General features: G+C 71.8%; 16 protein-coding genes. 13 read left to right on the top strand and 3 right to left on the bottom strand.

The annotated features are described in order from the left end of the window. The first annotated feature begins 170 nt into the window (after positions 1-170). Genes CCZ27_RS21480 through CCZ27_RS24430 form a run of 3 tightly spaced genes read left to right on the top strand, consistent with a single transcriptional unit; the run spans position 171 to position 4,634 of the window. Positions 171-1,337, top strand: coding sequence for an exonuclease SbcCD subunit D (locus CCZ27_RS21480; protein ID WP_096452878.1), 1,167 nt, complete (start codon positions 171-173; stop codon positions 1,335-1,337). Continuing rightward, positions 1,334-4,462 carry an AAA family ATPase gene (locus CCZ27_RS21485; protein ID WP_096451643.1) on the top strand — a complete coding sequence of 1,043 codons (3,129 nt, stop codon included), beginning with the start codon at positions 1,334-1,336 and terminating at the stop codon, positions 4,460-4,462. Before CCZ27_RS21480 ends, CCZ27_RS21485 begins: the two co-directional genes overlap by 4 nt. A 43-nt stretch (positions 4,463-4,505) precedes the next feature. Beyond that, the gene (locus CCZ27_RS24430) at positions 4,506-4,634 is read left to right on the top strand and encodes a GntP family permease (protein WP_232516488.1); all 129 of its coding nucleotides are present in this window, start codon (positions 4,506-4,508) and stop codon (positions 4,632-4,634) included. Positions 4,635-4,676: 42 nt separating this feature from the next. On the opposite strand, the gene CCZ27_RS21490 is transcribed toward CCZ27_RS24430, so the two are convergent. Next, positions 4,677-5,351, bottom strand: coding sequence for a hypothetical protein (locus CCZ27_RS21490; RefSeq protein ID WP_096451645.1), 675 nt, complete (start codon positions 5,349-5,351; stop codon positions 4,677-4,679). A gap of 239 nt (positions 5,352-5,590) precedes the next feature. Here CCZ27_RS21490 and CCZ27_RS24805 point away from each other — a divergent pair, with 239 nt between their 5' ends. From CCZ27_RS24805 to CCZ27_RS21515, 4 genes are all read left to right on the top strand, one after another. Continuing rightward, the gene (locus CCZ27_RS24805; RefSeq protein WP_232516489.1) at positions 5,591-7,468 is read left to right on the top strand and encodes a metal-dependent hydrolase; all 1,878 of its coding nucleotides are present in this window, start codon (positions 5,591-5,593) and stop codon (positions 7,466-7,468) included. 60 nt (positions 7,469-7,528) lie between these two features. After that, the gene (locus CCZ27_RS21505; RefSeq protein ID WP_096451649.1) at positions 7,529-8,086 is read left to right on the top strand and encodes a redoxin domain-containing protein; all 558 of its coding nucleotides are present in this window, start codon (positions 7,529-7,531) and stop codon (positions 8,084-8,086) included. A gap of 106 nt (positions 8,087-8,192) precedes the next feature. Further along, the gene (locus CCZ27_RS21510; protein WP_096451651.1) at positions 8,193-9,797 is read left to right on the top strand and encodes a bifunctional aminoglycoside phosphotransferase/ATP-binding protein; all 1,605 of its coding nucleotides are present in this window, start codon (positions 8,193-8,195) and stop codon (positions 9,795-9,797) included. Between the two features lie 184 nt (positions 9,798-9,981). Further along, complete coding sequence (locus CCZ27_RS21515; protein WP_096451653.1) at positions 9,982-10,680, top strand: YXWGXW repeat-containing protein; 699 nt, start codon at positions 9,982-9,984, stop codon at positions 10,678-10,680. A gap of 61 nt (positions 10,681-10,741) precedes the next feature. On the opposite strand, the gene CCZ27_RS21520 is transcribed toward CCZ27_RS21515, so the two are convergent. Next, positions 10,742-11,362 carry a TetR/AcrR family transcriptional regulator gene (locus CCZ27_RS21520; protein WP_096451655.1) on the bottom strand — a complete coding sequence of 207 codons (621 nt, stop codon included), beginning with the start codon at positions 11,360-11,362 and terminating at the stop codon, positions 10,742-10,744. Positions 11,363-11,536: 174 nt separating this feature from the next. Here CCZ27_RS21520 and CCZ27_RS21525 point away from each other — a divergent pair, with 174 nt between their 5' ends. The 5 genes from CCZ27_RS21525 to CCZ27_RS21545 are packed head-to-tail and all read left to right on the top strand — an operon-like array spanning position 11,537 to position 18,826. Beyond that, positions 11,537-12,730: an efflux RND transporter periplasmic adaptor subunit gene (locus CCZ27_RS21525; protein ID WP_096451657.1), complete on the top strand. Its 1,194-nt coding sequence runs from the start codon at positions 11,537-11,539 to the stop codon at positions 12,728-12,730. 11 nt (positions 12,731-12,741) lie between these two features. Further along, the gene (locus tag CCZ27_RS21530; RefSeq protein WP_096451659.1) at positions 12,742-15,897 is read left to right on the top strand and encodes an efflux RND transporter permease subunit; all 3,156 of its coding nucleotides are present in this window, start codon (positions 12,742-12,744) and stop codon (positions 15,895-15,897) included. After that, on the top strand, positions 15,897-17,300 hold the full coding sequence (gene adeC / locus CCZ27_RS21535) for an AdeC/AdeK/OprM family multidrug efflux complex outer membrane factor (RefSeq protein ID WP_096452880.1): 1,404 nt from the start codon (positions 15,897-15,899) through the stop codon (positions 17,298-17,300). Before CCZ27_RS21530 ends, adeC begins: the two co-directional genes overlap by 1 nt. A gap of 8 nt (positions 17,301-17,308) precedes the next feature. After that, complete coding sequence (locus tag CCZ27_RS21540) at positions 17,309-18,439, top strand: CobW family GTP-binding protein (RefSeq protein ID WP_096451661.1); 1,131 nt, start codon at positions 17,309-17,311, stop codon at positions 18,437-18,439. Between the two features lie 45 nt (positions 18,440-18,484). Then, positions 18,485-18,826 carry a hypothetical protein gene (locus CCZ27_RS21545; protein WP_096451663.1) on the top strand — a complete coding sequence of 114 codons (342 nt, stop codon included), beginning with the start codon at positions 18,485-18,487 and terminating at the stop codon, positions 18,824-18,826. Between the two features lie 21 nt (positions 18,827-18,847). Here CCZ27_RS21545 and CCZ27_RS21550 read toward each other — a convergent pair whose 3' ends face one another. Continuing rightward, entirely contained in the window at positions 18,848-19,852 is a 1,005-nt protein-coding gene (locus CCZ27_RS21550) for an adenosine deaminase (protein WP_096451665.1), read from the bottom strand. Between the two features lie 415 nt (positions 19,853-20,267). Between CCZ27_RS21550 and CCZ27_RS21555 the strand changes: the two genes are divergently transcribed. Continuing rightward, positions 20,268-21,722: a DUF2868 domain-containing protein gene (locus CCZ27_RS21555; protein WP_232516490.1), complete on the top strand. Its 1,455-nt coding sequence runs from the start codon at positions 20,268-20,270 to the stop codon at positions 21,720-21,722. The last annotated feature ends 42 nt before the right edge of the window (positions 21,723-21,764 follow it).

Genomic DNA, 21,764 nt, shown 5'->3' on the forward strand with positions numbered 1-21,764 from the left:
CTTCCTTGTTGTGGATGTCGCGGCACGGCGAACGCGCCGGCTGCGTGTTACGCAACTTCAATATAGACGCAGCATCGCCAATGTGATGTCCGACGGCGCGGATGTCGCTGTAGGATTCGTCCTGCAACGCGCGCCCGCCGGCGCTCCCCCTTCGCTGCGAGATGCTCCTGATGCGCTTCCTCCACACCGCCGACTGGCACCTCGGCCGTGTCTATCACGGCGTTTCCCTGCTCGAAGACCAGGCCCACGTGCTGCGGGGCTTCATCCGCATCGCCGCCGAGGCGCGGCCCGACGCCATCCTGATCGCCGGCGACATCTACGACCGCTCGGTGCCGCCGGCCGAAGCCGTGCGCCTGCTCGACCTGGTGCTGACCGAACTGGTGCTCGGGCTGAAGATCCCGGTGGTGATGATCGCCGGCAACCACGACGGCCCCGACCGGCTCGGCTTCGGCTCCGGACTGCTGACGCGCGCCGGCCTGGTGGTGCGCGGGCCGGTCGATGCCGGGGCGCCGCCGCTGATCCTGCGCGATGCGCACGGCGAAGTCGCGGTGCATGCGCTGCCCTACGGCGAACCGGCGGTGGTGCGCGGCGCCTGCGGCGACGAGAACATCGCCGACCACCACGCCGCGCTGGCGGCGCAGGCCCGGGCGGCGCGCGCGGCGCAGCCGGCCGGCATGCGCTCGGTGGCGGTGGCGCACGCCTTCGTGCGCGGCGGCAGTGAGAGCGAATCGGAGCGCCCGCTGTCCGTGGGCGGCAGCGGCTCGGTGGGGGCCGAGGTGTTCGACGGCTTCGACTACGTCGCGCTCGGCCACCTGCACCGGCCGCAGGCGCTGGGCGGCGCGGCGGAAGGGGCCGGTGCCGCCCGCATCCAGTATTCCGGCTCGCTGCTCAAGTACTCCTTTGCCGAGGCCGGCCACGTCAAGTCGGCGAACCTGGTGGACATGGATGCCGCCGGCCGCTGCACGGTGCAGCGCCTGCCGCTCGTGCCGCGCCGCGACCTGCGCATCGTCGAAGGCGAACTCGACGCCCTTCTCGCCGCCGCCGCGGCCGACCCGGCGCGCGACGACTACATCCTCGCGCGGCTGACCGACCGCGGCGCGCTGCTCGACGCCATGGGCAAGCTGCGCACCGCCTATCCCAACGCGCTCGCCATCGAACGGCCGGACATGGCCGGCGACGGCCCGGGCCGCGCGGCGGGCGACCATCGCCGCATCCGCATGCAGGATCTCTTTGCCGGCTTCCACGAGGAAACCACTGGCCTGCCGCTCGAGCCCGCGGCCACGGCCGCGCTCGAACGCATCATCGGCCGCCTGGAGCGGGAGGAGCGCCACGCATGAAGCCGCTCAAGCTCGCGCTGCAAGCCTTCGGCCCCTTCGCCGGGCGCGAGGAGGTGGATTTCACCCGCCTGCCCGCCGGCGCCCTGTTCCTGATCTCCGGCCCCACCGGCGCCGGCAAGACTTCCATCCTCGACGGCATCACCTATGCGCTGTACGGCGACACCTCGGGCGGCGAGCGCAGCGCGCGCGAAATGCGCAGCCACCACGCCGACGATGCGCTGCAGACCGAGGTGGAATTCGAATTCGCGCTCGGCGAACAGCGCTACCGCGTCAGGCGCATCCCCGAGCAGGAGCGCGCCGCGCTGCGCGGCCAGGGGCTGGTCAGGGTGCTGGCGAAGGCCGAACTGTCGCGGCTCGACGGCGATGCGTGGACGCCGGTCGCGCACAAGGCCACCGAGGTCACCGCGCTGGTCGAAGACCTGCTCGGCTTCAAGGCGGACCAGTTCCGCCAGGTCGTGCTGCTGCCCCAGGGCCAGTTCCGCAAGCTGCTGTCGGCCGGCTCCAACGAGCGCGAAAAGATCCTCGAAACCCTGTTCGGTACCGCTGCCTACAAACGCGTGCAGGATGCGCTGAAGGCCGAGGCGGCGGCGCTGGCACAGCGCGGCGAGCAGGCGCGGCTGCAGCGCGAGACCCTGCTGCTGCAGGCCGGCGTCGACACGATGGACGCCCTGCTCGCGCAGCGCGCGGCGCTGCAGGAGGCGCAGGCCGGGCTGGCGGCGGAGGAAAGGCGCGCCCGCGACGACGATGCCGCCGCCCGCGCCGCGCTGCAGCAGGGGCAGGCCGGCGCCGCGCTGTTCGCCGAGGCGGCGGCGGCCACCGCGGCGCTGGATGCGCTCACCGCGCGCCGCGGCGAGATCGACGCCCGGCGCACGCGGCTGGAACGGGCGCAGCGCGCGCTGCAGGTGCAGCCCGTCGAAACCGCGCTGGCCGCCGCGCGCCGTGCCGCCGACGAGGCGCGCCGGCGCGGGACGCAGGCAGCCGACGAGGCCGCGCGCGCCGCCGGGGCGCTGCAGCAGGCGGACGCCCGCCTGCAGGCGGAAGCGGCGCGCGCCGCCGAACGCGAGGCGGCGCAGCGCGAGCTGTTGCGGCTCGAAGCCCTGTCCGGGGCGGTGGCGCGGCTGGCGCAGGCGGACGGCGAACTCGCCGTGCGCGAAGCCGAACGCGGCGCGGCCGAGCGCGCCCTCGCCACCGCCGCGGCCCGGCGCGACGATCTCGCCGCGCGCAGGGCCGCGCTCGCCGCCCGCATCGACGCGCTGCAGCCCCGGGCCGCGCAGAGCGATGCGCTGGCGCTGCGCGTACAGCAGGCCGAGCGCCGCGCGCTGGCCGCAGCCGGCCTTGCCGCCAGCCGCCGGCAACTCGCGGAACGGCAGGGCGTGGAGGCGAAGCTGCAGCAGGTTTTCGACGCCGCGCGGCAGGCCCTGCAACTGCGCCGCGACCGGCTCGACGCGCTCGATGCGCACTGGCGCCGTGCGCAGGCTGCCGTCCTTGCGCGCCACCTGCACGACGGCGATGCCTGCCCGGTGTGCGGCAGCGCTGCGCACCCGTCGCCCGCCCGCTTCGACGGCGAACTGCCCACCGAACAGGCACTGCAGGCCGCGGCCGCCACGGTGCGCGAGGGCGAGTCCGCCCTGGAGGCGGCGCGCGGCAAGCTCGACGCGGCCGTCCGGCAACGCGCGGCGACCGAGGCCGAAGTCGCCACGCGCGAAGCCGCCCTGCGGGACGAAGGCCTGGACGCCGGGGGCGTGGAGCAGGCACCCGCACTGGCCGCGCTGCGCGAGGACCTGCAGTCGGCGCGCGCCGCCGCCGCGGAAGTGGGGCCGGCACGCGCCGGTCTGCAGGCGCTGGATGCCGACATCGCAGCCACTGCCACCGTCTTCGAGCAGGCACGCAGTGCTGCCGGCACCGCCGCCGCCGCGGCGCAGGCGGCGCAGCGGGTTGCCGACGAGCGCCGCGATGCCGTGCCGCAGGAACTGCGGACCCGTGCCGCGCTGGAAAAGGCCATTGCCGCGGCGGCCGCCAGGCGCACGCAACTGGATGCCGCACTGCATGAGGCGCAGGCCGCCCAGCAGGCGGCTGCCGGCCGCGCCGCCGCGCTCGCCGCCCAGCGCGCAACCCTGGCCGAGGCCGAGGAGGACGCCGCGCAGCGCATGCAGGACGCCGCCGTCCGCTTCGCCGAGGCCCTGCGCGCCGCCGGCTTCGCCCCGGCGGGTGCGGGCGAAGCCGTCGCGCCCGATACCGCGATGCCCGATACCGCCGCGCTCGCGGACGCACTGCAGCAGGCCGAGGCCGCATGGCGCGCCGCCCTGCTGCCGGCCGACGAGGTCGAGCGCCTGGTGCGCGGCATCCGCAGCGCGGACGAGCAACTCGCCGCCGCGCGCGAGCGCGCTGCGCGCGCCGGCCAGGCCGTAGCCGGCCTCGTCGCCCCCGACCTCGCCGCGCTCGAAGCGCGCACGGCGGCCTGCCGCGAAGCCGTGGAGGCGGTGCTCGCCCGCGTCGCCGCCAACCGCGGCGAGCAGGACAGGCTGGCGAAGCTGCTCGCCGCACTCGACGACATCGCGCGCGAAGCGGGCGCCGTCGAGGCCGAATACCGCGTCGTCGGCCATCTGGCCGACATCGCCAACGGCGACAACGGCCGCAGGCTCACCTTCCAGCGCTACGTGCTCGCCGCGCTGCTCGACGACGTGCTGCGCGCGGCCTCGCTGCGCCTGAAGGCGATGAGCCGCGGCCGCTACCTGCTGCAGCGCCGCGAGGACGTCGCCGACGCAAGGCGCGCCGCCGGGCTGGACCTCGAAGTGTTCGACGACTACACCGGCCGCGCCCGGCCGGCCAGCACGCTGTCGGGCGGCGAGGGTTTCATGGCGTCGCTGTCGCTCGCGCTCGGTCTTTCCGACGTCGTCCAGGCTTATGCGGGCGGCGTGCAGCTCGACACCCTGTTCATCGACGAAGGCTTCGGCAGCCTCGATCCCGAATCGCTTGACATGGCGATGAAGGCGCTGATCGACCTGCAGCGGCGCGGCCGCATGGTCGGCGTGATCTCGCACGTGGAGGAGATGAAGCAGCAGATCGACGTGGCCATCGAGGTGGCGCAGGGCGCGCGCGGGAGCAGGGTGCGGATGCGGGCGTGAGGCGCCGCAGGCGGGCCGGCCGCGCCTGTGGTCCGCGCGGCGCATGGCGACGAGCAGTTCTCCGCCCAAGGCCGGCTGCCGGCTGGCGAAGCCGTGCTTCGACATGAGCGTCGTCGAGACCTTCAAGACCCGGACGGCGATGGAAACCATCATCTCGGTGTCTTCATCATGATGCTGGCGGCCGTGGTCTGAGCGTGCCGCCGCCGCATGCCGGTCACGGGAGCGCCCGGACGAAGGCCGCGACATGGCTTCCCATGTAGTGCAGGAAGTCGTCGAGCAGGTTGTCGGCGAGATGCAGCATTTCTCCGACGGCGTGGTCGATGGCGTAGGCGCGCAATCTCAGCGCCGTCCTGTCGTCGGCCACGACGGCCGCCGAATGCACGATGCAGTTGCGCACTTCGATGATCGCGGTGAGCTTGACGAGGACTTCGTCGTTGTCCAGGACCGACCGGATGGCAAGCCGGCGGTGCAGCTTCCTGATCTGCACGATCGCCCTGTTCCCGAGGACGAGGGGCGAGGCCGAGACCCGGTGGCAGGTGGCGCTCACGGAATCGCCGCGGCTTGCCGGGATTCCATGGATGTCCGCGACCGCGTCGAAGAAGACCTCGAACGCCGTGCACAACTGGACGATGGCGAGGCGCAGGCAAAGCTGCCCATACTCGCCGGTCTCGATGGAGTTGCGCAGATCGCGGATGCTGCGGATGGTCGTCAGGCCCTCGGGAAAGTCGTCCGATATGGAGAGGCGCAGATCGTCGCCGAGGGGCGAGAGATCGAGCTGCTCCATCAGGCGCGACCCCGCATAGTGCGTCGCCACGCCGAGCACGAAATCCCGGTAGGCCGCGAATGCGGATGCGACGCGCGGATCGCGATGAGCGATTTTCCAGTCCATCGAATGTTCCGCCGGGCCGTGAAGGACGGCCGATATGCCTGAGCGCGGCAGCATACGAATCCGGATGAAGGGCGTCCATCGCGCCGGGGGAGGCCGGCACCGGGAAGGCGCGGCGTCGCATCCGTGCGGCCGGGGAGGGGCCGCCCTCTTCCGGCCGCCGGGCGAGCGGCGCCATCCAGGCCGCCGGCCGGCTATCATGCGTCCCGCCGACTCCGACCGAAGGCCCGAAGCCGAACCCGATGAACGCCACCCCCGCCGATTTCTCCCGTCTCGACCGCGCCGGCCTCAACCTGCATGCCGTCCTCGACGTCGAGGCGCTGCCCGCGGGGCTCGCCGCCGGCCTGCTGCGCGAGTTCTCGCCCGCGCATGCCTGCCGCCAGCTCATCCTGATCGGCAACGCCGGCCGGGCGATGTGGACGGCGCTGCAGGCGTCGGGGCCGGCGCCGGACGATCCGATCGACGATTTCAGCGTGCGCACGGTCGCGCAGTGGTTTGCCGCGGCATGCCCGGGGCACCGCTACACGCTGCTGTACCCGGGCGACAGGCCGGTCGGCCTGCAGACGCTCGGCGAACTGGCCGGCTGGCACCGGCCGACGCCGTTCAGACTCGGCATCCTGCCGCAGTGGGGAACGTGGTTCGGCTACCGGGCGGCGCTGCTGGCCGACACCGGCCTGCCGCCCACCGCGCCGCTGCGGGCGGCCTCGCCGTGCGCGTCGTGTGCCGCGCGGCCCTGCGTCGCCGCCTGTCCGGCGCAGGCGATGGCGGACGGGGGTTCGTGCTGCAAAGATGCGTCGACTACCGCCTGCGGCCGGATTCGCGCTGCCGCGAGCGTTGCGTGGCGCGCGACGCCTGCCCGGTGGGGCGCGAGCACCGCTACGACGAGGCACAGGTGCGCCATGCCTGTACGGCGTCGCTGCGGGCGATCGAGCGCTACTGCCGGCCGCCGCGACGCTAGCGCCGCGGAACCAAGCCCGGCCCGATTCCTCCAACCGCCCGTGGATACCCTGACCCATGCCCTCTCCGGCGCGCTGGTTGGCCGCCTGCTTGCGCGCCGCCGCGCCGCGTCTGCCGCCGTTCCGTCCGCGGGCGATGCGTCCGCGGACGCGGCGCGGCACCTGCCGCTGGTGTGGCAGGCGGTGGTTGCGGGCGCGGTGGCGGCGACTTTCCCCGACCTCGACTTCGTGCTCGGCTGGGTGTCGGAACTCGCCTACCTGCGCGGGCACCGCGGCGTCACCCATTCCATCGTGCTGCTGCCGCTGTGGGGGCTGGCGATCGCGTGGCTCCTGGCGCGCTTCTTCGGGCGCGGCGGGAGGACGGGCGGCGCGCCGTCGTGGCGCGACTTCTATCTCGTGGTGTGCAGCGGTATCCTGATCCACATCGCGGGCGACCTGATCACGCAGTTCGGCACCATGATCCTGGCGCCGTTCTCGGATCGGCGCTTCGGCATCGGCACCACCTTCATCATCGACCTGGTCTTTACCGGCATCATCGTCGCCGGGCTGGCAGCGTGCGCCATCTGGCGGCGCAGCCGGGTGCCGGCGGCGGTCGCGCTGGTGCTGCTGGCCGGCTGGGTGGGGGTGGGCTGGATGGGGCGCATGGAGGCGATCGAGGCCGCGCGCGCCCATGCCGACGCGAACGGCATCCCGGTGGTGATGGTGGATGCGGCGCCGCGGCCGGCCTCGCCGTTCAACTGGACGGCGATCGTGTTCGACGGCGAGCGCTACCACTATGCCCACATCAACACCCGGCGCAGCGAGCCGCTGGCGGTGGGTCCCGGCGACAACTTCATCCGCCGCTTCTCGGCGCCCTACCTGCCGGTGGCGCAGGCGCGCTGGGAGGTGCGCGAGCGTTTCGGCAGCGACGGCGCGCGCCTGCTCGCGCAGACGGTGTGGAACGCCGAGGACTTCGCCTTCTACCGCTGGTTCGCGATGTTCCCGGTGCTGGATCACGTGGAGCAGGGGAGGGGCGGTACCTGCGCGAACTTCATGGATCTGCGCTTCCTGACGCCGGGGCGCGACGAGGTTCCGTTCCGCTACGGGCTGTGCGGCGGCGAGGGCGGAGGCTGGCGCCTGTTCGAGCGCATGGCCGACGGCCGGCGCTGGGTGGTGGTCCGTTAGGCGGGGGCATTCTCCGCCAACGTAGGGCTGTTCGATTCCTTCCGATTCAGACGAGAACCGATGCCGGCAGAAGAACACGCACAGGCCAGCCCGGCGGGCGCGGCGCCTGCCCGCAAGCGCAGGCGCCGCTGGCTGGGGGAACTGGCCGTCTTCGTGCTGGCGCTGATCGCGATCCAGTGGTGGCAGAGCTGGAACGTGCCCGACGGGCCGGCTCCCGCGTTCGAGGCGCCGTTCGCCGACGGCCGCAGCGGCGGTCTCGGCGCGTGGCGCGCCGCGCACCCCGGGCAGCCGGTGGCGGTGTATTTCTGGGCCGACTGGTGCCCCATCTGCAAGGCGCAGCAGCGCGGCGTCGAGTCCGTGCGCGCGGACTGGCCGGTGCTGACCGTGGCGATGCAGTCGGGTGATGCCGCGGCGGTGGCGAAGGTGCTGGCCGAACGCGGCCTGCAATGGCCGACCGCCATCGACGCCGACGGCCGCATCGCGGCCACCTACGGCCTGCGCGGCGTGCCGGCGATCGTGGTGATCGGCGGCGACGGGCGCATCCGCTCGGTGTCGGTGGGCTTCACCACCGAACTGGGGATGAGGCTGCGGCTGTGGTGGGCGGGGCTGCGCGCCTGAGCCCCGTCCGGAGCACGAGTCCGCCGCCGGTTCGACTTCGCCCGCGTCCCCTGCGACACTGGCGGCCGTTCATGTCGATGCGCCGGCAGCGGCGCCAGGATGGGTCATGACCAACATCGTTTCCGCAGGCGACGCCGAACGCCACCAGCGCCTGATCCGCAACCTGCAGCGCCCCGATGCCTTTGCGCATGCCGTGGCCGGCATCGCCTGCATCGAGACCCACATCTCGTCGGTGGTACTGGCGGGCGATTTCGCCTACAAGCTGAAGAAGCCGCTCGATCTCGGTTTTCTCGACTTCAGTTCGCTGGAAAAGCGCCGCGCTGCCTGCGAGGAAGAGGTGCGGCTGAACCGGCGCACCGCGCCGGAGCTGTACCTGGACGTGGTGCCGGTCACCGGCAGCGTCGATGCGCCGCGCATCGGCGGCGACGGCGAAGCGATCGAATACGCGGTGCGCATGCGCCGCTTCGCGCAGTCGGCGCTGCTGGACGACGCACTGGAGAAGGGGGCGCTGCCGCCCGAACTCATCGACCGCCTGGCGCGGCACGTCGCCGGATTCCACGCCGCGGCCGCCGTCGCGGCGCCGGGCGAGGGGTTCGGCGATGCGCAGGCGGTGCATTTCCCGGTGCAGCAGAACTTCGTGCAGTTGCGCGAGCGGGTCGACGACGCGGAACTGCTGGCGCAGGCGGATCTCGCCGAGCGCTGGAGCGAGGCGCAGTTCGCGCGGCTGCAGCCGGTGTTCGAGCGCCGCCTGGCGGAAGGGCGGGTGCGCGAATGCCATGGCGACCTGCATCTGGGCAACCTGATCCTGCTCGAAGGCGAACCGCGGCTCTTCGACGGCATCGAGTTCAGCGCCGGGCTGCGCTGGATCGACGTCGCCGCCGACGTCGCCTTTCTCGTCATGGATCTGCAGCGGCGGGGCCGGCCCGATCTCGCCGCGCGCTTCCTCGACGCCTGGCTGGAGCGCAGTGGCGACTATGACAGCCTGCAGGTGATGCGCTACTACATCGCCTACCGCGCGATGGTGCGCGCCAAGGTCGCCGCGATCCGCCTCGGCCAGCTCGGCGGCGAGGCGCGTGCTGCCTGCCTGGCCGAATGCCGGGCCTACGTTGCGCTCGCGGTGGCGCAGGCCGTGCCGTCGCGGCTCTTCCTGGCGATCGCCAGCGGGGTGTCGGGTTCAGGCAAGACCAGCCAGTCGCAGGGGCTGGTCGAGGCGCGCGGCGTGATCCGCGTGCGCGCCGACGTCGAGCGCAAGCGCCTGTTCGGCCTGGCGCCGGAAGATTCCAGCGCCGCGGTGCCGGGCGGCATCTACGGCGCCGAAGCGGGCCGGCGCACCTATGCGCGGCTGGCGGAACTGGCCGCCGGCGTGATCGGGGCCGGCTGGCCGGTGCTGGTGGATGCGACCTTCCTGCGCCGGGCGCAGCGCGCTGCCTTCGCCGAACTCTCGCGCCGGCTGCAGGTACCCTTCGCGATCCTCGCCTTCGATGCGCCCGAGGCGATGCTGCGCGCGCGGGTGGCGGCGCGCAGCGCGCAGGGCGGCGACGCCTCGGAGGCCGATGTCGCGGTGCTCGAGGCGCAACTTGCGCAGCGCGAGCCGCTCGCCGGCGACGAACCCGGTGCGGCGCTGCCGGTGGACAGCGCCGGCGCGGTGTCCTGGCCCAGCCTGCTGCCGGCCTTCGACGCGCTGCTCGACCGCGTCGCGCCGCCTCCTTGAAGCCGGCGGGCTGCCGGTTTCCGGCAAGGAGGGCGTGGTGAAGAATGCGCAGGACATCGGCGCGACACAGCCCTTTACAACTGATTACCCGGCGTAACAGCCGCATCGCCGGGGCTGCCCTATCGTAGCCACGTGGGGCGAGTCCGGCGTGCCGCCCCTTCATTCCGATCCGAGGTCACCGAATATGAAATCCGCACTCCCGAGATGGCGCATCTGGGTACTTTCCCTGGCTGCCGCCGGGGCATTGGGCGGCTGCGTGGTGGCACCGGTGGACCCGTATTACGACGATGAGGTATATGTCGCGCCTCCGCCGCCGCGCGTCGAATACCGCGGCTATCCGCCTGCGGTCGATTACATCTGGATCGACGGCTACTGGGATCGGGGCGGGCGCGGCTACGACTGGACGCCCGGCTACTGGGCGCCGCCGCATGAGCGCTGGCGCCTGCAGCAGCGCATCGAACGCGAGCGCGCGTGGGAACGCGAGCGCGACCGCGCCAACGCCCGCCAGCGCGAGCGCGCGAGAGAGGAGGAACGCCGCCGCGACCGGGAGGAAGCGCGCGCACGTGATCGCGAGCGGGAGCGCGAACAGCAGGTCCGCCGCGAGCGGGAGCGCCAGCGCGAACAGGCCGCCGAGCGGGAACGGGCGATGGACCGCGAGCGCGCACGGGAACGGGACCGGGACCGTCGGAACGATGCGCTGGGCGAACGGCTCGGCGGGGGGAACGAGCGGCAGCGCCAGCGCGACGCCGACAGGCCGCGCGAGCAGGAAAGGCGCACCGACTGGCGGCGTGACCGCGACCGCGAGCAGGCGGACAGGAATCAGGGCGATGATTCCCGCAGGCCGCCGTGGGCCGAGCGCCTGCGGCAGATGCATCAGCCCTGATCGCGCCTCGGGCAATGCTTCTGCGGGCGGCCCTGCAGGGCCGCCCATCTTCTTGCGGGAATCAGTCCGGCTGGCTCAGCACGACGCGCAGGATGGCTTGGAAGCGGCGGGTGACGGCGGCATGGTCCATGCCCGGGTTGCGGATGCCGCGGATCATCAGACCTTCGAACATCGCGGCGATCAACTCGATCATGCTGTCGATCTCGGCGTCGCCCCCGTCGCCGAGGCCGTTGGCGCGGCGAATGCCGCGCAGCGTCGCGGCGAAACTGTCGCGGCAGACGACGTCGGCACGTCGGACGATGTCCGCCACGTGCGGATTGCGGGCAGCCTCCGCCATCACTTCCAGTTTCAGCCCGGCTTCCTCGGGTGCGAGATTCTTCTGCACCGCCTCGATCACGTGTTCGATCAGCGCCTCGCGCGTGTCCTCGGCCGCGCGCAGCTCCGCACCCAGGGTCAGCAGGTATTCGAGATCGCGCTCGACGATCGCGGCGATGATCGATTCCTTATTGTCGAAATAGTGGTAGATATGGCCGGCGCTCATGCCCGCTGCCTTGGAGATCTGGGCAATGCTCGCGCCATGGAAGCCGCGATCGCGGAAACAGGTCGCGGCGGCGCACAGGATCTGCTCGCGCCGTGCTTCGGCGCGCTGCTGTTCGGAAGGGTTGCGGTGTTCTGCGGACATCGAGACCACGATGATGAAGTGATGGAAAAGGCGTCTTGCCGACCTTGCACTGCAACAAACGGTAGCATAGAATGAGCGTTCAATCTAGATTAACCATTCTAACATCAGGCTGCGGATTGAGCGTGCCATGAGTGCGCGGTTGCCGCCCTGTACCCCAGTCGCGAGAGGCAAATCATGCAGATCTCCCGTATTTCCCTGCTCATGCCGGCCGTCGTTGTGCTTGCCGGCGCGTTGCTGCTGGCCGGTTGCGGCGGCAGCCAGCAGGGCGACCAGGCGGCCGGCGCCGCGCCGGCAGCACCGGCGGTCACCGTCGTTTCGGTCAAGAGCGAGTCGGTGCCGCTGGTGACCGAACTGCCCGGCCGTACCACGCCCTATCTGATCGCCGAACTTCGGCCGCAGGTCACCGGCATCGTCAAGCAGCGCCAGTTCACCGAGGGCGGCGAGGTCAAGGCCGGCCAGTCGCTGTACCAGATCGACCCGTCCACCTACCAGGCCGCCTACGACAGCGCGAAGGCCAGCCTGGCACGCGCCGATGCCAACGTCCATACTGCGCGCCTGAAGGCGCAGCGCTACGCCGACCTGGTGAAGATCGAGGCGATCAGCAAGCAGCAGAACGACGACGCGGTGGCGGCGCTGAAGCAGGCCGAGGCGGACGTCGCCGCCGCGCGCGCGGCGACGGACAAGGCGCGCATCGACCTGGAATTCACCCGCGTGGTGTCGCCGATCTCGGGTCGCATCGGACGTTCGTCGGTGACCCCCGGCGCACTCGTGACCGCCAATCAGGCCACGGCGCTGGCTACCGTGCAGCAGCTCGATCCCATCTACGTCGACGTGACGCAGTCCAGCGCCGACCTCCTGCGTCTCAGGCGCGAGGTCGAGGCGGGCAAGCTGCAGCGCAACGGCGGCGCCACCGTGCCGGTACGGCTGGTGACGGAGGACGGCACGCTGTATGGCGCCGAGGGCAAGCTGGCGTTTTCGGAGGTTTCGGTCGACCAGGGCACCGGCAGCGTCACGCTGCGGGCGGTGTTCCCCAATCCCAAGGGCGAACTGCTGCCGGGCATGTACGTGCGCGCCCGGCTGTCGCAGGGTACGAAGGGCGACGCCTTCCTGGTGCCGCATGCCGCGCTGAGCCGCGACCCGCGCGGCCAGGCGCTGGTCATGGTGGTCGATGCCGGCGGCAAGGTCGACGCGCGTCCGGTCAAGGCCGACCAGTCGCTGGGCGACAAGTGGGTGATCACCGAAGGTCTGGCGGACGGCGAGCGTGTCATCGTCGAAGGTCTGCAGCGGGTGCGCCCGGGCGTCCAAGTCCAGGCGCAGGAAGCGGGCGCAGAGCCAGCCGCTCCAGCCGCCGCCGCGGCGGCCAAGTGAGGTAGCCCGCCATGGCACGCTTCTTCATCGACCGGCCCATCTTCGCGTGGGTCATCGCCATCGTCATCATGCTCTTCGGATCGCTGTCGATCCTGAAGCTTCCTGTGTCGCAGTACCCGTCGATCGCGCCGCCGGCGGTCGCCATCAATGCCAAGTATCCCGGCGCCTCGGCGAAGGCGGTGGAGGATTCCGTCACGCAGGTCATCGAGCAGAAGATGACCGGCCTCGACGGCCTGCTCTACATGAACTCGTCCAGCGACGCCTACGGCAATGCGACGGTCACGCTGACCTTCGATGCCGACACCAATCCCGACATCGCCCAGGTGCAGGTGCAGAACAAGCTGCAGACCGCGCTGCCGCTGCTGCCGCAGGCCGTGCAGCAGCAGGGCGTCCAGGTGGCGAAGTCGGCGCGCAACTTCCTGATGGTGATCGGCTTCGTGTCGGAGGATGGAAGCCAGCAGCAGGCGGACCTCGCCGACTTCCTCGTATCCACCGTCCAGGACCCGCTGTCGCGCGTCACCGGCGTCGGCGAGGTGCAGGTGTTCGGCGCGCAGTACGCGATGCGCGTATGGCTCGATCCGGACAAGCTGACCAACTACCGGCTCGTGCCGAGCGACGTCAGGACTGCGCTGCTGGCGCAGAACACCCAGGTGTCGGCCGGGCAGCTCGGCGGTACGCCGGCCGTGCCGGGGCAGGGCTTCTCCGCCACGATCACCGCCCAGAGCCGCCTGCAGACGGTGGAAGAGTTCGAGCAGATCCTGCTGCGCAGTTCGGGGCAGGGCGGCGAGGTGCGCCTGAAGGACGTCGCCCGCATCGAGATCGGCGCTGAGAACTACGGCACCGTGGCGCGCTTCAACGGCCAGCCCGCGGCAGGCGTGGGCATCAAGCTGGCGGCGGGGGCCAACGCGCTCGACACCGCCACGGCGGTGCGCACCAAGCTCGACGAGATGCAGCGCTACTTTCCCGTCGGGGTGAAGGCGGTGGTGCCTTACGACACCACGCCCTTCGTGAAGATATCCATCCAGGAAGTGGTCAAGACGCTGATCGAGGCGGTGGCGCTGGTCTTCCTGGTGATGTACCTCTTCCTGCAGAACATCCGCGCCACGCTGATCCCGACCATCGCCGTGCCGGTGGTGCTGCTCGGCACCTTCGGGGTGATGGCGGCCTTCGGCTTTTCCATCAACACCCTGACGATGTTCGGCATCGTGCTGGCGATCGGCCTGCTGGTGGACGACGCCATCGTCGTGGTCGAGAACGTCGAGCGGGTGATGACCGAAGAGGGCCTGCCGCCCAAGGAGGCGACGAAGAAGTCGATGGGCCAGATCACCGGCGCGCTGGTGGGCATCGGCCTGGTGCTGTCGGCGGTGTTCGTGCCGATGGCTTTCTTCGGCGGCTCGACCGGCGTCATCTACCGCCAGTTCTCGATCACCATCGTGGCGGCGATGGCGCTGTCGGTGCTGGTGGCGATCGTGTTCACGCCCGCGCTGTGCGCGACGCTGCTCAAGCGGGTGGAAAAGGGCCACGAACACGGAGAGGGCGGCCTGTTCTCGGGCTTCTTCCACTGGTTCAACCTCAACTTCACGCGCGGCACGCAGCGCTACGAGTCGGCGGTCGGCGGCATCCTGCGCCGCAGCATGCGCTTCCTGGCGATCTACGCCGCCATCGTCGTGGTGCTCGGCCTGCTGTTCGTGCGCATGCCGACCTCCTTCCTGCCGGAAGAAGACCAGGGCGTGATGTTCAACCAGATCATGCTGCCGGCCGGCGCGACGCAGGAGCGCACGGTGGAGGTGCTGCAGAAGGTCGAGCGCCACTATCTCGAGAACGAGAAGGACACCGTACGCGCGGTGTTCACCGTCGCCGGCTTCAGCTTCGGCGGCAGCGGCCAGAACATGGGCATCGGCTTCGTCAACCTGAAGGACTGGGACGAGCGCAAGAAGGCCGGCATGGACGTGAAGTCGGTGGCCGGGCGTGCGATGGGGGCGTTCTCGCAGATCAAGGAGGCGATGGTGTTCGCCTTCGTGCCGCCGGCGGTGATCGAACTCGGCACCTCGAACGGGTTCGACCTGCAGTTGCAGGACCGTGCCGGCATCGGCCACAAGGCGCTGACCGACGCGCGCAACCAGTTCCTCGGCATGGCGGCGCAGGACAAGCGCCTGGTGGGCGTGCGCCCCAACGGCCAGGACGACACCCCCGAGTACCAGCTCGACATCGACCACGCCAAGGCCGGCGCGCTCGGCGTCACCGTGGCCGACATCAACGATACGCTGAGCACCGCCTGGGGCGGCACCTATGTGAATGACTTCATCGACCGCGGGCGCATCAAGAAGGTCTACCTGCAGGCCGACGCGCCGGGACGCATGACGCCGGAAGACCTCGGCAAGTGGTACGTGCGCAACCAGGCGGGCGACATGGTGCCGTTCTCCGCTTTCACTTCCGCCAAGTGGGTGTACGGTTCGCCGCGCCTGGAGCGCTACAACGGCCAGTCCGCCGTCGAGATCCTCGGCCAGGCGGCTCCCGGGCTGTCCTCGGGCGAAGCGATGAAGGCGGTCGAGGAGATCATCGCCAAGCTGCCGCCGGGGGTCGGCTACGAATGGACCGGCACCTCGTACGAGGAGCGCCGCTCCGGCGCGCAGGCGCCCGCGCTGTACGCGCTGTCGCTGCTGGTGGTGTTCCTGTGCCTGGCGGCGCTGTACGAGAGCTGGTCGGTGCCGTTCGCGGTGATGCTGGTGGTGCCGCTGGGGGTGCTCGGCGCGCTGCTGGCGGCGACCGGGCGCGGATTGTCGAACGACGTGTATTTCCAGGTCGGCCTGCTCGCCACGATCGGCCTGTCGTCGAAGAACGCGATCCTGATCGTCGAGTTCGCCAAGGCGCAGATGGAGCAGGAAGGCAAGGACCTCGTCACGGCGACGCTCGAGGCGGTGCGCATGCGCCTGCGGCCCATCCTGATGACCTCGCTCGCCTTCGGCCTCGGCGTGCTGCCGCTGGCGATCTCGACCGGCGCCGGTTCCGGCAGCCAGAACGCGATCGGCACCGGCGTGCTGGGCGGCACGATCGCCGCCACGGCGCTGGGCATCTTCTTCGTGCCGCTGTTCTACGTCGTGATCAAGCGCATCTTCAAGGAAAAGCCGGCGGATTCGACTGCCGCCGCCGCACAGGAGCTCAAATGATGACCCGGCTACGCACATCGACGATCGTGCTCGCGGCCGCACTGGCCGGTGCCTGCTCGCTGATCCCCGCATATCAGCGCCCGGCGGCGCCGGTGCCGGAAGCCTTCCCGAACGCGCCGGCGAGCGGTGCCGTCGCCGCGCCGCAGGCCGACACGCTGGCCTGGCGCGACTACTTTGCCGACGCGCGGCTGCGCGAGCTGATCGATCTCGCCCTGGCCAACAACCGCGACCTGCGGGTGGCCGCGCTCAACATCGAGCGTGCCCGCGCGCAGTACGGCATCCAGCGCGCGGCGCTGTTCCCTGCCATCGGCGTCACCGGCTCGGAGAACGCCCAGCGCCTGCCGGCCGACCTCAGCATGAGCGGCGAGTCGCGCATCACCCGCCAGTACAGCGCCACGCTCGGCTTCTCCGCCTACGAGCTGGATTTCTTCGGCCGCATCCGCAGCCTGAACGAGCAGGCGCTGGAAGCGTACCTCGCCACCGAGGAGGCGCGCCGCAGCGCGCAGATCGCGCTGGTGGCCGAGGTCGCCAACGCCTGGCTGACGCTGGCGGCCGACCGCGAGCGCCTGACGCTGGCGCGCGGCACCCATGAGACGCGGCAGAAGTCCTACGACCTGACCAAGCGCAGCTTCGACGCCGGCGCGGTGTCGGCGCTCGACCTGCGCCAGGCCGAGACCCTGCTCGAGGGCGCGCGCGCCGACGTGGCGCGCTACACCGCGCTGGTCGCGCAGGACGAGAATGCGCTCGCGCTGGTCGCCGGCGCGCCGGTGCCGGCCGGCATGCTGCCGGGCGAACTGGCCGACGTGCTCACCACGGTGGCCGACCTGCCCGCCGGCGTGCCGTCGGAGGTGCTGGTGCGCCGGCCCGACGTGCTGCAGGCCGAGCGCGCGCTGCGGGCGGCCAATGCCAGCATCGGCGCCGCGCGCGCCGCCTTCTTCCCGAGCATCACCCTCACCGCCGGCGCAGGCACCGCGAGCGCCTCGCTCGACGGCCTGTTCAAGGGTGGCTCGGGCACCTGGAGCTTCCTGCCGCAGATCCGCATCCCGATCTTCGAGGGCGGCCGCCTGCAGGCCAGCCTCGACGCCGCCGAGATCCAGCGCGACATCAACGTGGCGCAATACGAGAAGGCCATCCAGAGCGCGTTCCGCGAAGTGGCCGACAGCCTCGCCGAGCGCGCCACGGTGGCCGAACAGCTCGACGCCCGGCGCAGGCTGGTCGCCGCCACGGCGGAGACCTATCGCCTGTCCGAGGCGCGCTACCGCGCCGGCGTGGACAGCTACCTCGGCCTGCTCGACGCGCAGCGCGCGCTGTACGGCGCCGAGCTGGAGCTGATCGGCGTGCGCCTGGCCGAAGCGTCGAACCGCGTGGCGCTGTACAGGGCGCTGGGCGGCGGCTGGAAGTAGGCGCGGCGATGACGGCCGCCGGCGCCGGGGACAGGCGCATCCCGGTGACGCTGCTCACCGGCTTCCTCGGCGCCGGCAAGACCACGCTGCTCAATCACCTGCTGCGCCAGCCGCAGGCCGCGGGCAGCGCCGTGCTGGTCAACGAGCTGGGCACGGTCGGCGTCGATCCGCACCTGCTCGACCCGCGGCTGCTGGAGAAGGTCGACGAGACCCTCGTCGTGCTCGATTCCGGCTGCATCTGCTGCAGCGTGCAGGGCGACCTGGTGCGCGCGCTGAAAGGGCTCTTCATGCGCGCGCTGCGGCGCGAGATCCCCGCGCCGCGCCGGGTGCTGGTCGAGACCACCGGCCTTGCCGATCCCGCGCCGGTCATCCACACGCTGATGGCCGAGCCCTTCATCGCCGGGCGCTACCGCTGCGACGGCGTCATCGCCGCGGTGGATGCCACCCATGCGCTGCAGCAACTCGGCGCCCACCGCGAAGCGGTGCGCCAGGTGGCGATGGCCGACCGGCTGCTGATCACCAAGTGCGACCTGGCGGACGAGGCGGGGCGCGAGGCGCTGAAGCGGCGCCTTGCCGGGCTCAACCCGGCGGCGGCGCAGATCGAGGTCCGCATGGGCGAGGCCGGCGCGGACGCCTTTTTCGGCTGCGGCTTGTACGACCCCGCGGGCAAGGTGCCGGACGTCGCCGCCTGGCTGGGCGAGGAGGCGGTGCAGGCACGGCAGACGGCGCACGCGGCCCCGCAGTGGCGCAGGCCGGGCATGGGAGCACGGCATGCCGCTGCCGATGCCGCACCGGAGGCGGCGGCGCGCCGTCACGACGAGGGCGTCGCTAGTTTCGTGCTGCGCTTCGACGCGCCGCTGCCGTGGTTCGAATTCTCCGATGCGCTCGGTCTGTTGCTGCAGTTGCACGGCAACCGCATCCTGCGGATCAAGGGCCTGCTCGACGTCGCCGGCGATCCGTTGCCGCGGGTCGTGCAGTGCGTGCAGCATACGGTGTATCCGCCGGCCAGCCTGCCGGCCTGGCCGGACCAGCCGCCCTTCGGCGACCACCGTTCGCGGCTGGTCTTCATCGTGCGCGACCTGCCGCGCGAAGCGGTCGAAGCGATGTTCGCCCCGTTCGTCGGCCGGGCGGCGTCGTAAGCGCCGCCCGGGGTCGCACCATTCATCTTTTTCCCGAGGTTGGAAATGGCCGGATTCGAGAACTACCAGCACGCCACCCATGACATCGAACTCGAGATCGAGCGCATGGGCGTGGCGCTGGGCATAGACTGGAGCGACGACGCGCAGGTGCGCGCGCTCGCGCGCGAAGCGCTGGAGCATACGCCCGAACTCGTGCACGCGGCCGCCGCCCACCCGGACGACCAGCGGCTCAATGCGAAGGTGACCCTGTTCGGCCTCGCCAATCTGATGCTGCGCACCATGGAAGAAAGCGCCGACGTCGGCCTGGAGACCCACGGCGGGCCGGCGTGGAAGACTTTCGGCCGCGCGCTGTGGGCCGAGACCGCATCGCGCCGGAAGGAAGGATGAGCCGTCGTACCGCGGCGCCGCTCAGCCGGGCAGGGACTCGAGCCGCGCCAGCCACGGTGCGCGCGCGGCGTCATCGACGAAGGCCGCTTCGAGGCTGTTGCGTGCAATGCGTTTCAGGTCGGCCTTCGTGAGTCCGAGCGCCTTTGCGGTGTCGATGTAGTTCTTCGCCACGTAGCCGCCGAAATAGGCGGGATCGTCGGAATTGATCGTCACCTTCAGCCCGGCGTCGAGCAGCGTCTTCAGGTTGTGCTGCGCCAGCGTCGGGAACACGCGCAGCCTGACGTTGGATAGCGGGCACACGGTCAGCGGCACCTGCGTGTGCGCCAGCCGCTGCATCAGCGCCGGGTCTTCGGCGGCGCGCACGCCGTGGTCGATGCGTTCCGCCTTCAGCACGTCCAGCGCCTCGGCGATGTAGGCGGGCGGGCCTTCCTCCCCGGCGTGGGCGACGACGTGCAGGCCGAGTTCGCGGCAGCGTGCGAACAGGCGCGCAAACTTGGACGGCGGATGGCCCTTCTCCGACGAATCCAGGCCGACGCCATGGATGCGCCCGAGGTGCGGCATGGCCTGCGCCAGCGCGGCGAAGCCTTCTTCCTCGCTCAGGTGGCGCAGGAAGCACAGGATCAGCCGCGAACCGATGCCGTAGCGCGCATGCGCGTCGCGACAGGCGCGTTCCAGGCCCGACAGCACGGTGTCGAAGGCGATGCCGCGCGCGGTGTGGGTCTGCGGGTCGAAGAACAGCTCGGCATGCACCACGCCGTCGGCATGGGCGCGGGCGAAGTAGGCCATCGCCAGATCGAAGAAGTCGTGCTCGTGGACCAGTGCTGCCGCGCCGGCGTAGTAGAGATCCAGGAAGCTCTGCAGATCGGTGAAATCGTAGGCGGCGCGGGTTTCCTCCACGCTCGCCCACGGCAGCGCGACGCCGTTGCGTGCGGCGAGCCGGAACATCAGCTCGGGTTCCAGCGTGCCTTCGATGTGCAGATGCAGTTCGGCCTTGGGCAGGGCGCGGACGTAGGTGTCGAGTTCCATGGGGCCTCCGGTCCAGTGGTTCGATGTCGGGAAGGGAGCCGGCGCCGCCGCGCACCGCCGTCCGCGCGCCGCACGGAACGGCGATCCGGCGGGTGGATGGTAGCGCAGGCGGCGGTCCGCCGCGCCGGGTGCGGCCAATCCCGACGCCGGCGACGCCGTGCTGATCGACGGCCTGCGCCTGCCACGGAATGGACGGACGTCGTGCCCGAACCCGGCGGAGTGGTGCTGCCCGGCCGGGGCCGCCCGGCATGGGGCGCGTGCCGCAATCGCCGCGGGTCCGGGCGATCCGGTCTTTCCGCACGGGGACTCCGGTCGCCATCCGTTGTCGTGCGGCGTACGCGTGGGCCGTGGCGGAGATGCCCGGCCGCGCCGCGGGTTGCTATGCTGTTGCCGTTTCCAGCCGCGACGCCCCGCATTGACGACTTCCCGCACCCAACTCACTCCTTTCGAATCCCGCTGGCTCGCGGAAACCGTGCGGCGGCACGAGGAGCGCCGCGGCGCGCTGGAGGATGCGGCCGCGGTCGCGGCGGCGCGCCGGCTGGCGCTGGTGTTCGAAGCGCGCATCCTGCGCCGGGCCGAGGTGCTGGGCGAACGCGAGGGCTGGCGCGACGCGCTGCTGCGCTGGCGTGCCCGGATGCGGATCGGGCTGACCGTCGCGGCGGCGATGGCGCTGGTCCTGGGCTTCACCGCCGCGGCCGGCGTACTCGGCGACGGCGGCCGTCCGGTGAACGTCGTGTGGGCGCTGGGCGGGCTGCTCGGCGTGCATCTGGCGAGCCTCGCGCTGTGGCTGATCGGCATGCTGCTCGCCGGCAGTGCGGCGGGTGGCGCACCCCAGGCCGGCGGCGTGGCCGCGCGGCTGTGGCTGCGCATCGTCACCGTCCTCGACCGCAGCCCGCAGACGGCCGACCTGCCGCTTGCGCTGGGCGGCCTGCTGGGGCGCGGGCGCGCGGCGGCCTGGCGCGTCGGCGCGGTGAGCCACGGCCTGTGGGCGCTCGCGCTCGGCGGCGCGGCGGCCGGCCTGCTCCTGCTGTTCGCCACGCGGCGCTACGGCTTCGTGTGGGAGACGACCATCCTGCCGGCGCAGACCTTCACGTCGCTGACGCTCGCGCTCGGCATGCTGCCCGCGCAACTCGGTTTTCCGGTCCCCGATGCGGCGACGGTGGCCGCCAGCGGCGACGCGGCCATGCTCCAGGAGGCGGGCCGGCGCGCATGGGCGGGCTGGCTGATCGGCTGCCTGCTGGTCTATGGCGTCCTGCCGAGGCTGGCACTGGCGCTGGCCTGCACGACCCTGTGGCGCAGGGCGGCGCGGCGCGTGGCGCTGGATCTGTCGCGGCCCGGCTATGCCCGCCTGCGCGCGCGCCTGCTGCCCGACAGCGAACGCATCGGCGTGCGCGACGCCGAACCGGAAACGATGCCGCGCCCCGGCCGCCGCGGGGTGCATCCCGCGGCGGGCGAGGGGTGTGCCCTAGTGGCGCTGGAACTGGGGCGCGACCTGCCGTGGCCGCCGGCCTGCGTCCGCGCCGCGCCGGTGCAGGCCGGGGAGGGCGGCGGGCACGACGAGGGGCGCCTCGACAGCCGCGAACAGCGGCGCGCGGCGCTCGCGCATTTCGCCGCGCATCCGCCGCGCCGCCTGCTGATCGCGATCGATCCGCGCCAGACGCCCGACCGCGGCAGCCTGGGGCTGATCGCGGAACTGGCCGACCGCGCGGTGGAGGCCGGCGTGTGGGCGCTGGCCGCGCCGGCGGAGACCGGCGCCGCCAGCGAGCGCCTGCGGCTGTGGCGCGAGGGGCTGGCGCGGCTGGACTTCCCCGCCGAAGCCCTGTTCATCGATGCCGGCGCCGCCTGCGACTGGCTGGAGGAGGGCCGATGAGCGCCCCCGCCCGGCCGTACAAGGCCGGCGCCGCGTCGTGCA

It is taken from the genome of Thauera sp. K11, assembly GCF_002354895.1.
Classification (GTDB): Bacteria; Pseudomonadota; Gammaproteobacteria; order Burkholderiales; family Rhodocyclaceae; genus Thauera; species Thauera sinica.

Excerpts from the sequence above, each read along its gene's own strand:
- CCZ27_RS21515 (WP_096451653.1), top strand. The coding sequence starts at position 9,982 with ATGAAATCCGCACTCCCGAGATGGCGCATCTGGGTACTTTCCCTGGCT.
- CCZ27_RS21530 (WP_096451659.1), top strand. The coding sequence starts at position 12,742 with ATGGCACGCTTCTTCATCGACCGGCCCATCTTCGCGTGGGTCATCGCC.
- CCZ27_RS21480 (WP_096452878.1), top strand. The coding sequence starts at position 171 with ATGCGCTTCCTCCACACCGCCGACTGGCACCTCGGCCGTGTCTATCAC.
- CCZ27_RS21540 (WP_096451661.1), top strand. The coding sequence starts at position 17,309 with ATGACGGCCGCCGGCGCCGGGGACAGGCGCATCCCGGTGACGCTGCTC.
- CCZ27_RS24430 (WP_232516488.1), top strand. The coding sequence starts at position 4,506 with ATGGCGACGAGCAGTTCTCCGCCCAAGGCCGGCTGCCGGCTGGCGAAG.
- CCZ27_RS21510 (WP_096451651.1), top strand. The coding sequence starts at position 8,193 with ATGACCAACATCGTTTCCGCAGGCGACGCCGAACGCCACCAGCGCCTG.
- CCZ27_RS24805 (WP_232516489.1), top strand. The coding sequence starts at position 5,591 with ATGAACGCCACCCCCGCCGATTTCTCCCGTCTCGACCGCGCCGGCCTC.
- CCZ27_RS21545 (WP_096451663.1), top strand. The coding sequence starts at position 18,485 with ATGGCCGGATTCGAGAACTACCAGCACGCCACCCATGACATCGAACTC.
- CCZ27_RS21520 (WP_096451655.1), bottom strand. The coding sequence starts at position 11,362 with ATGTCCGCAGAACACCGCAACCCTTCCGAACAGCAGCGCGCCGAAGCA.
- CCZ27_RS21490 (WP_096451645.1), bottom strand. The coding sequence starts at position 5,351 with ATGGACTGGAAAATCGCTCATCGCGATCCGCGCGTCGCATCCGCATTC.
- CCZ27_RS21505 (WP_096451649.1), top strand. The coding sequence starts at position 7,529 with ATGCCGGCAGAAGAACACGCACAGGCCAGCCCGGCGGGCGCGGCGCCT.
- CCZ27_RS21485 (WP_096451643.1), top strand. The coding sequence starts at position 1,334 with ATGAAGCCGCTCAAGCTCGCGCTGCAAGCCTTCGGCCCCTTCGCCGGG.
- adeC (WP_096452880.1), top strand. The coding sequence starts at position 15,897 with ATGACCCGGCTACGCACATCGACGATCGTGCTCGCGGCCGCACTGGCC.
- CCZ27_RS21550 (WP_096451665.1), bottom strand. The coding sequence starts at position 19,852 with ATGGAACTCGACACCTACGTCCGCGCCCTGCCCAAGGCCGAACTGCAT.
- CCZ27_RS21525 (WP_096451657.1), top strand. The coding sequence starts at position 11,537 with ATGCAGATCTCCCGTATTTCCCTGCTCATGCCGGCCGTCGTTGTGCTT.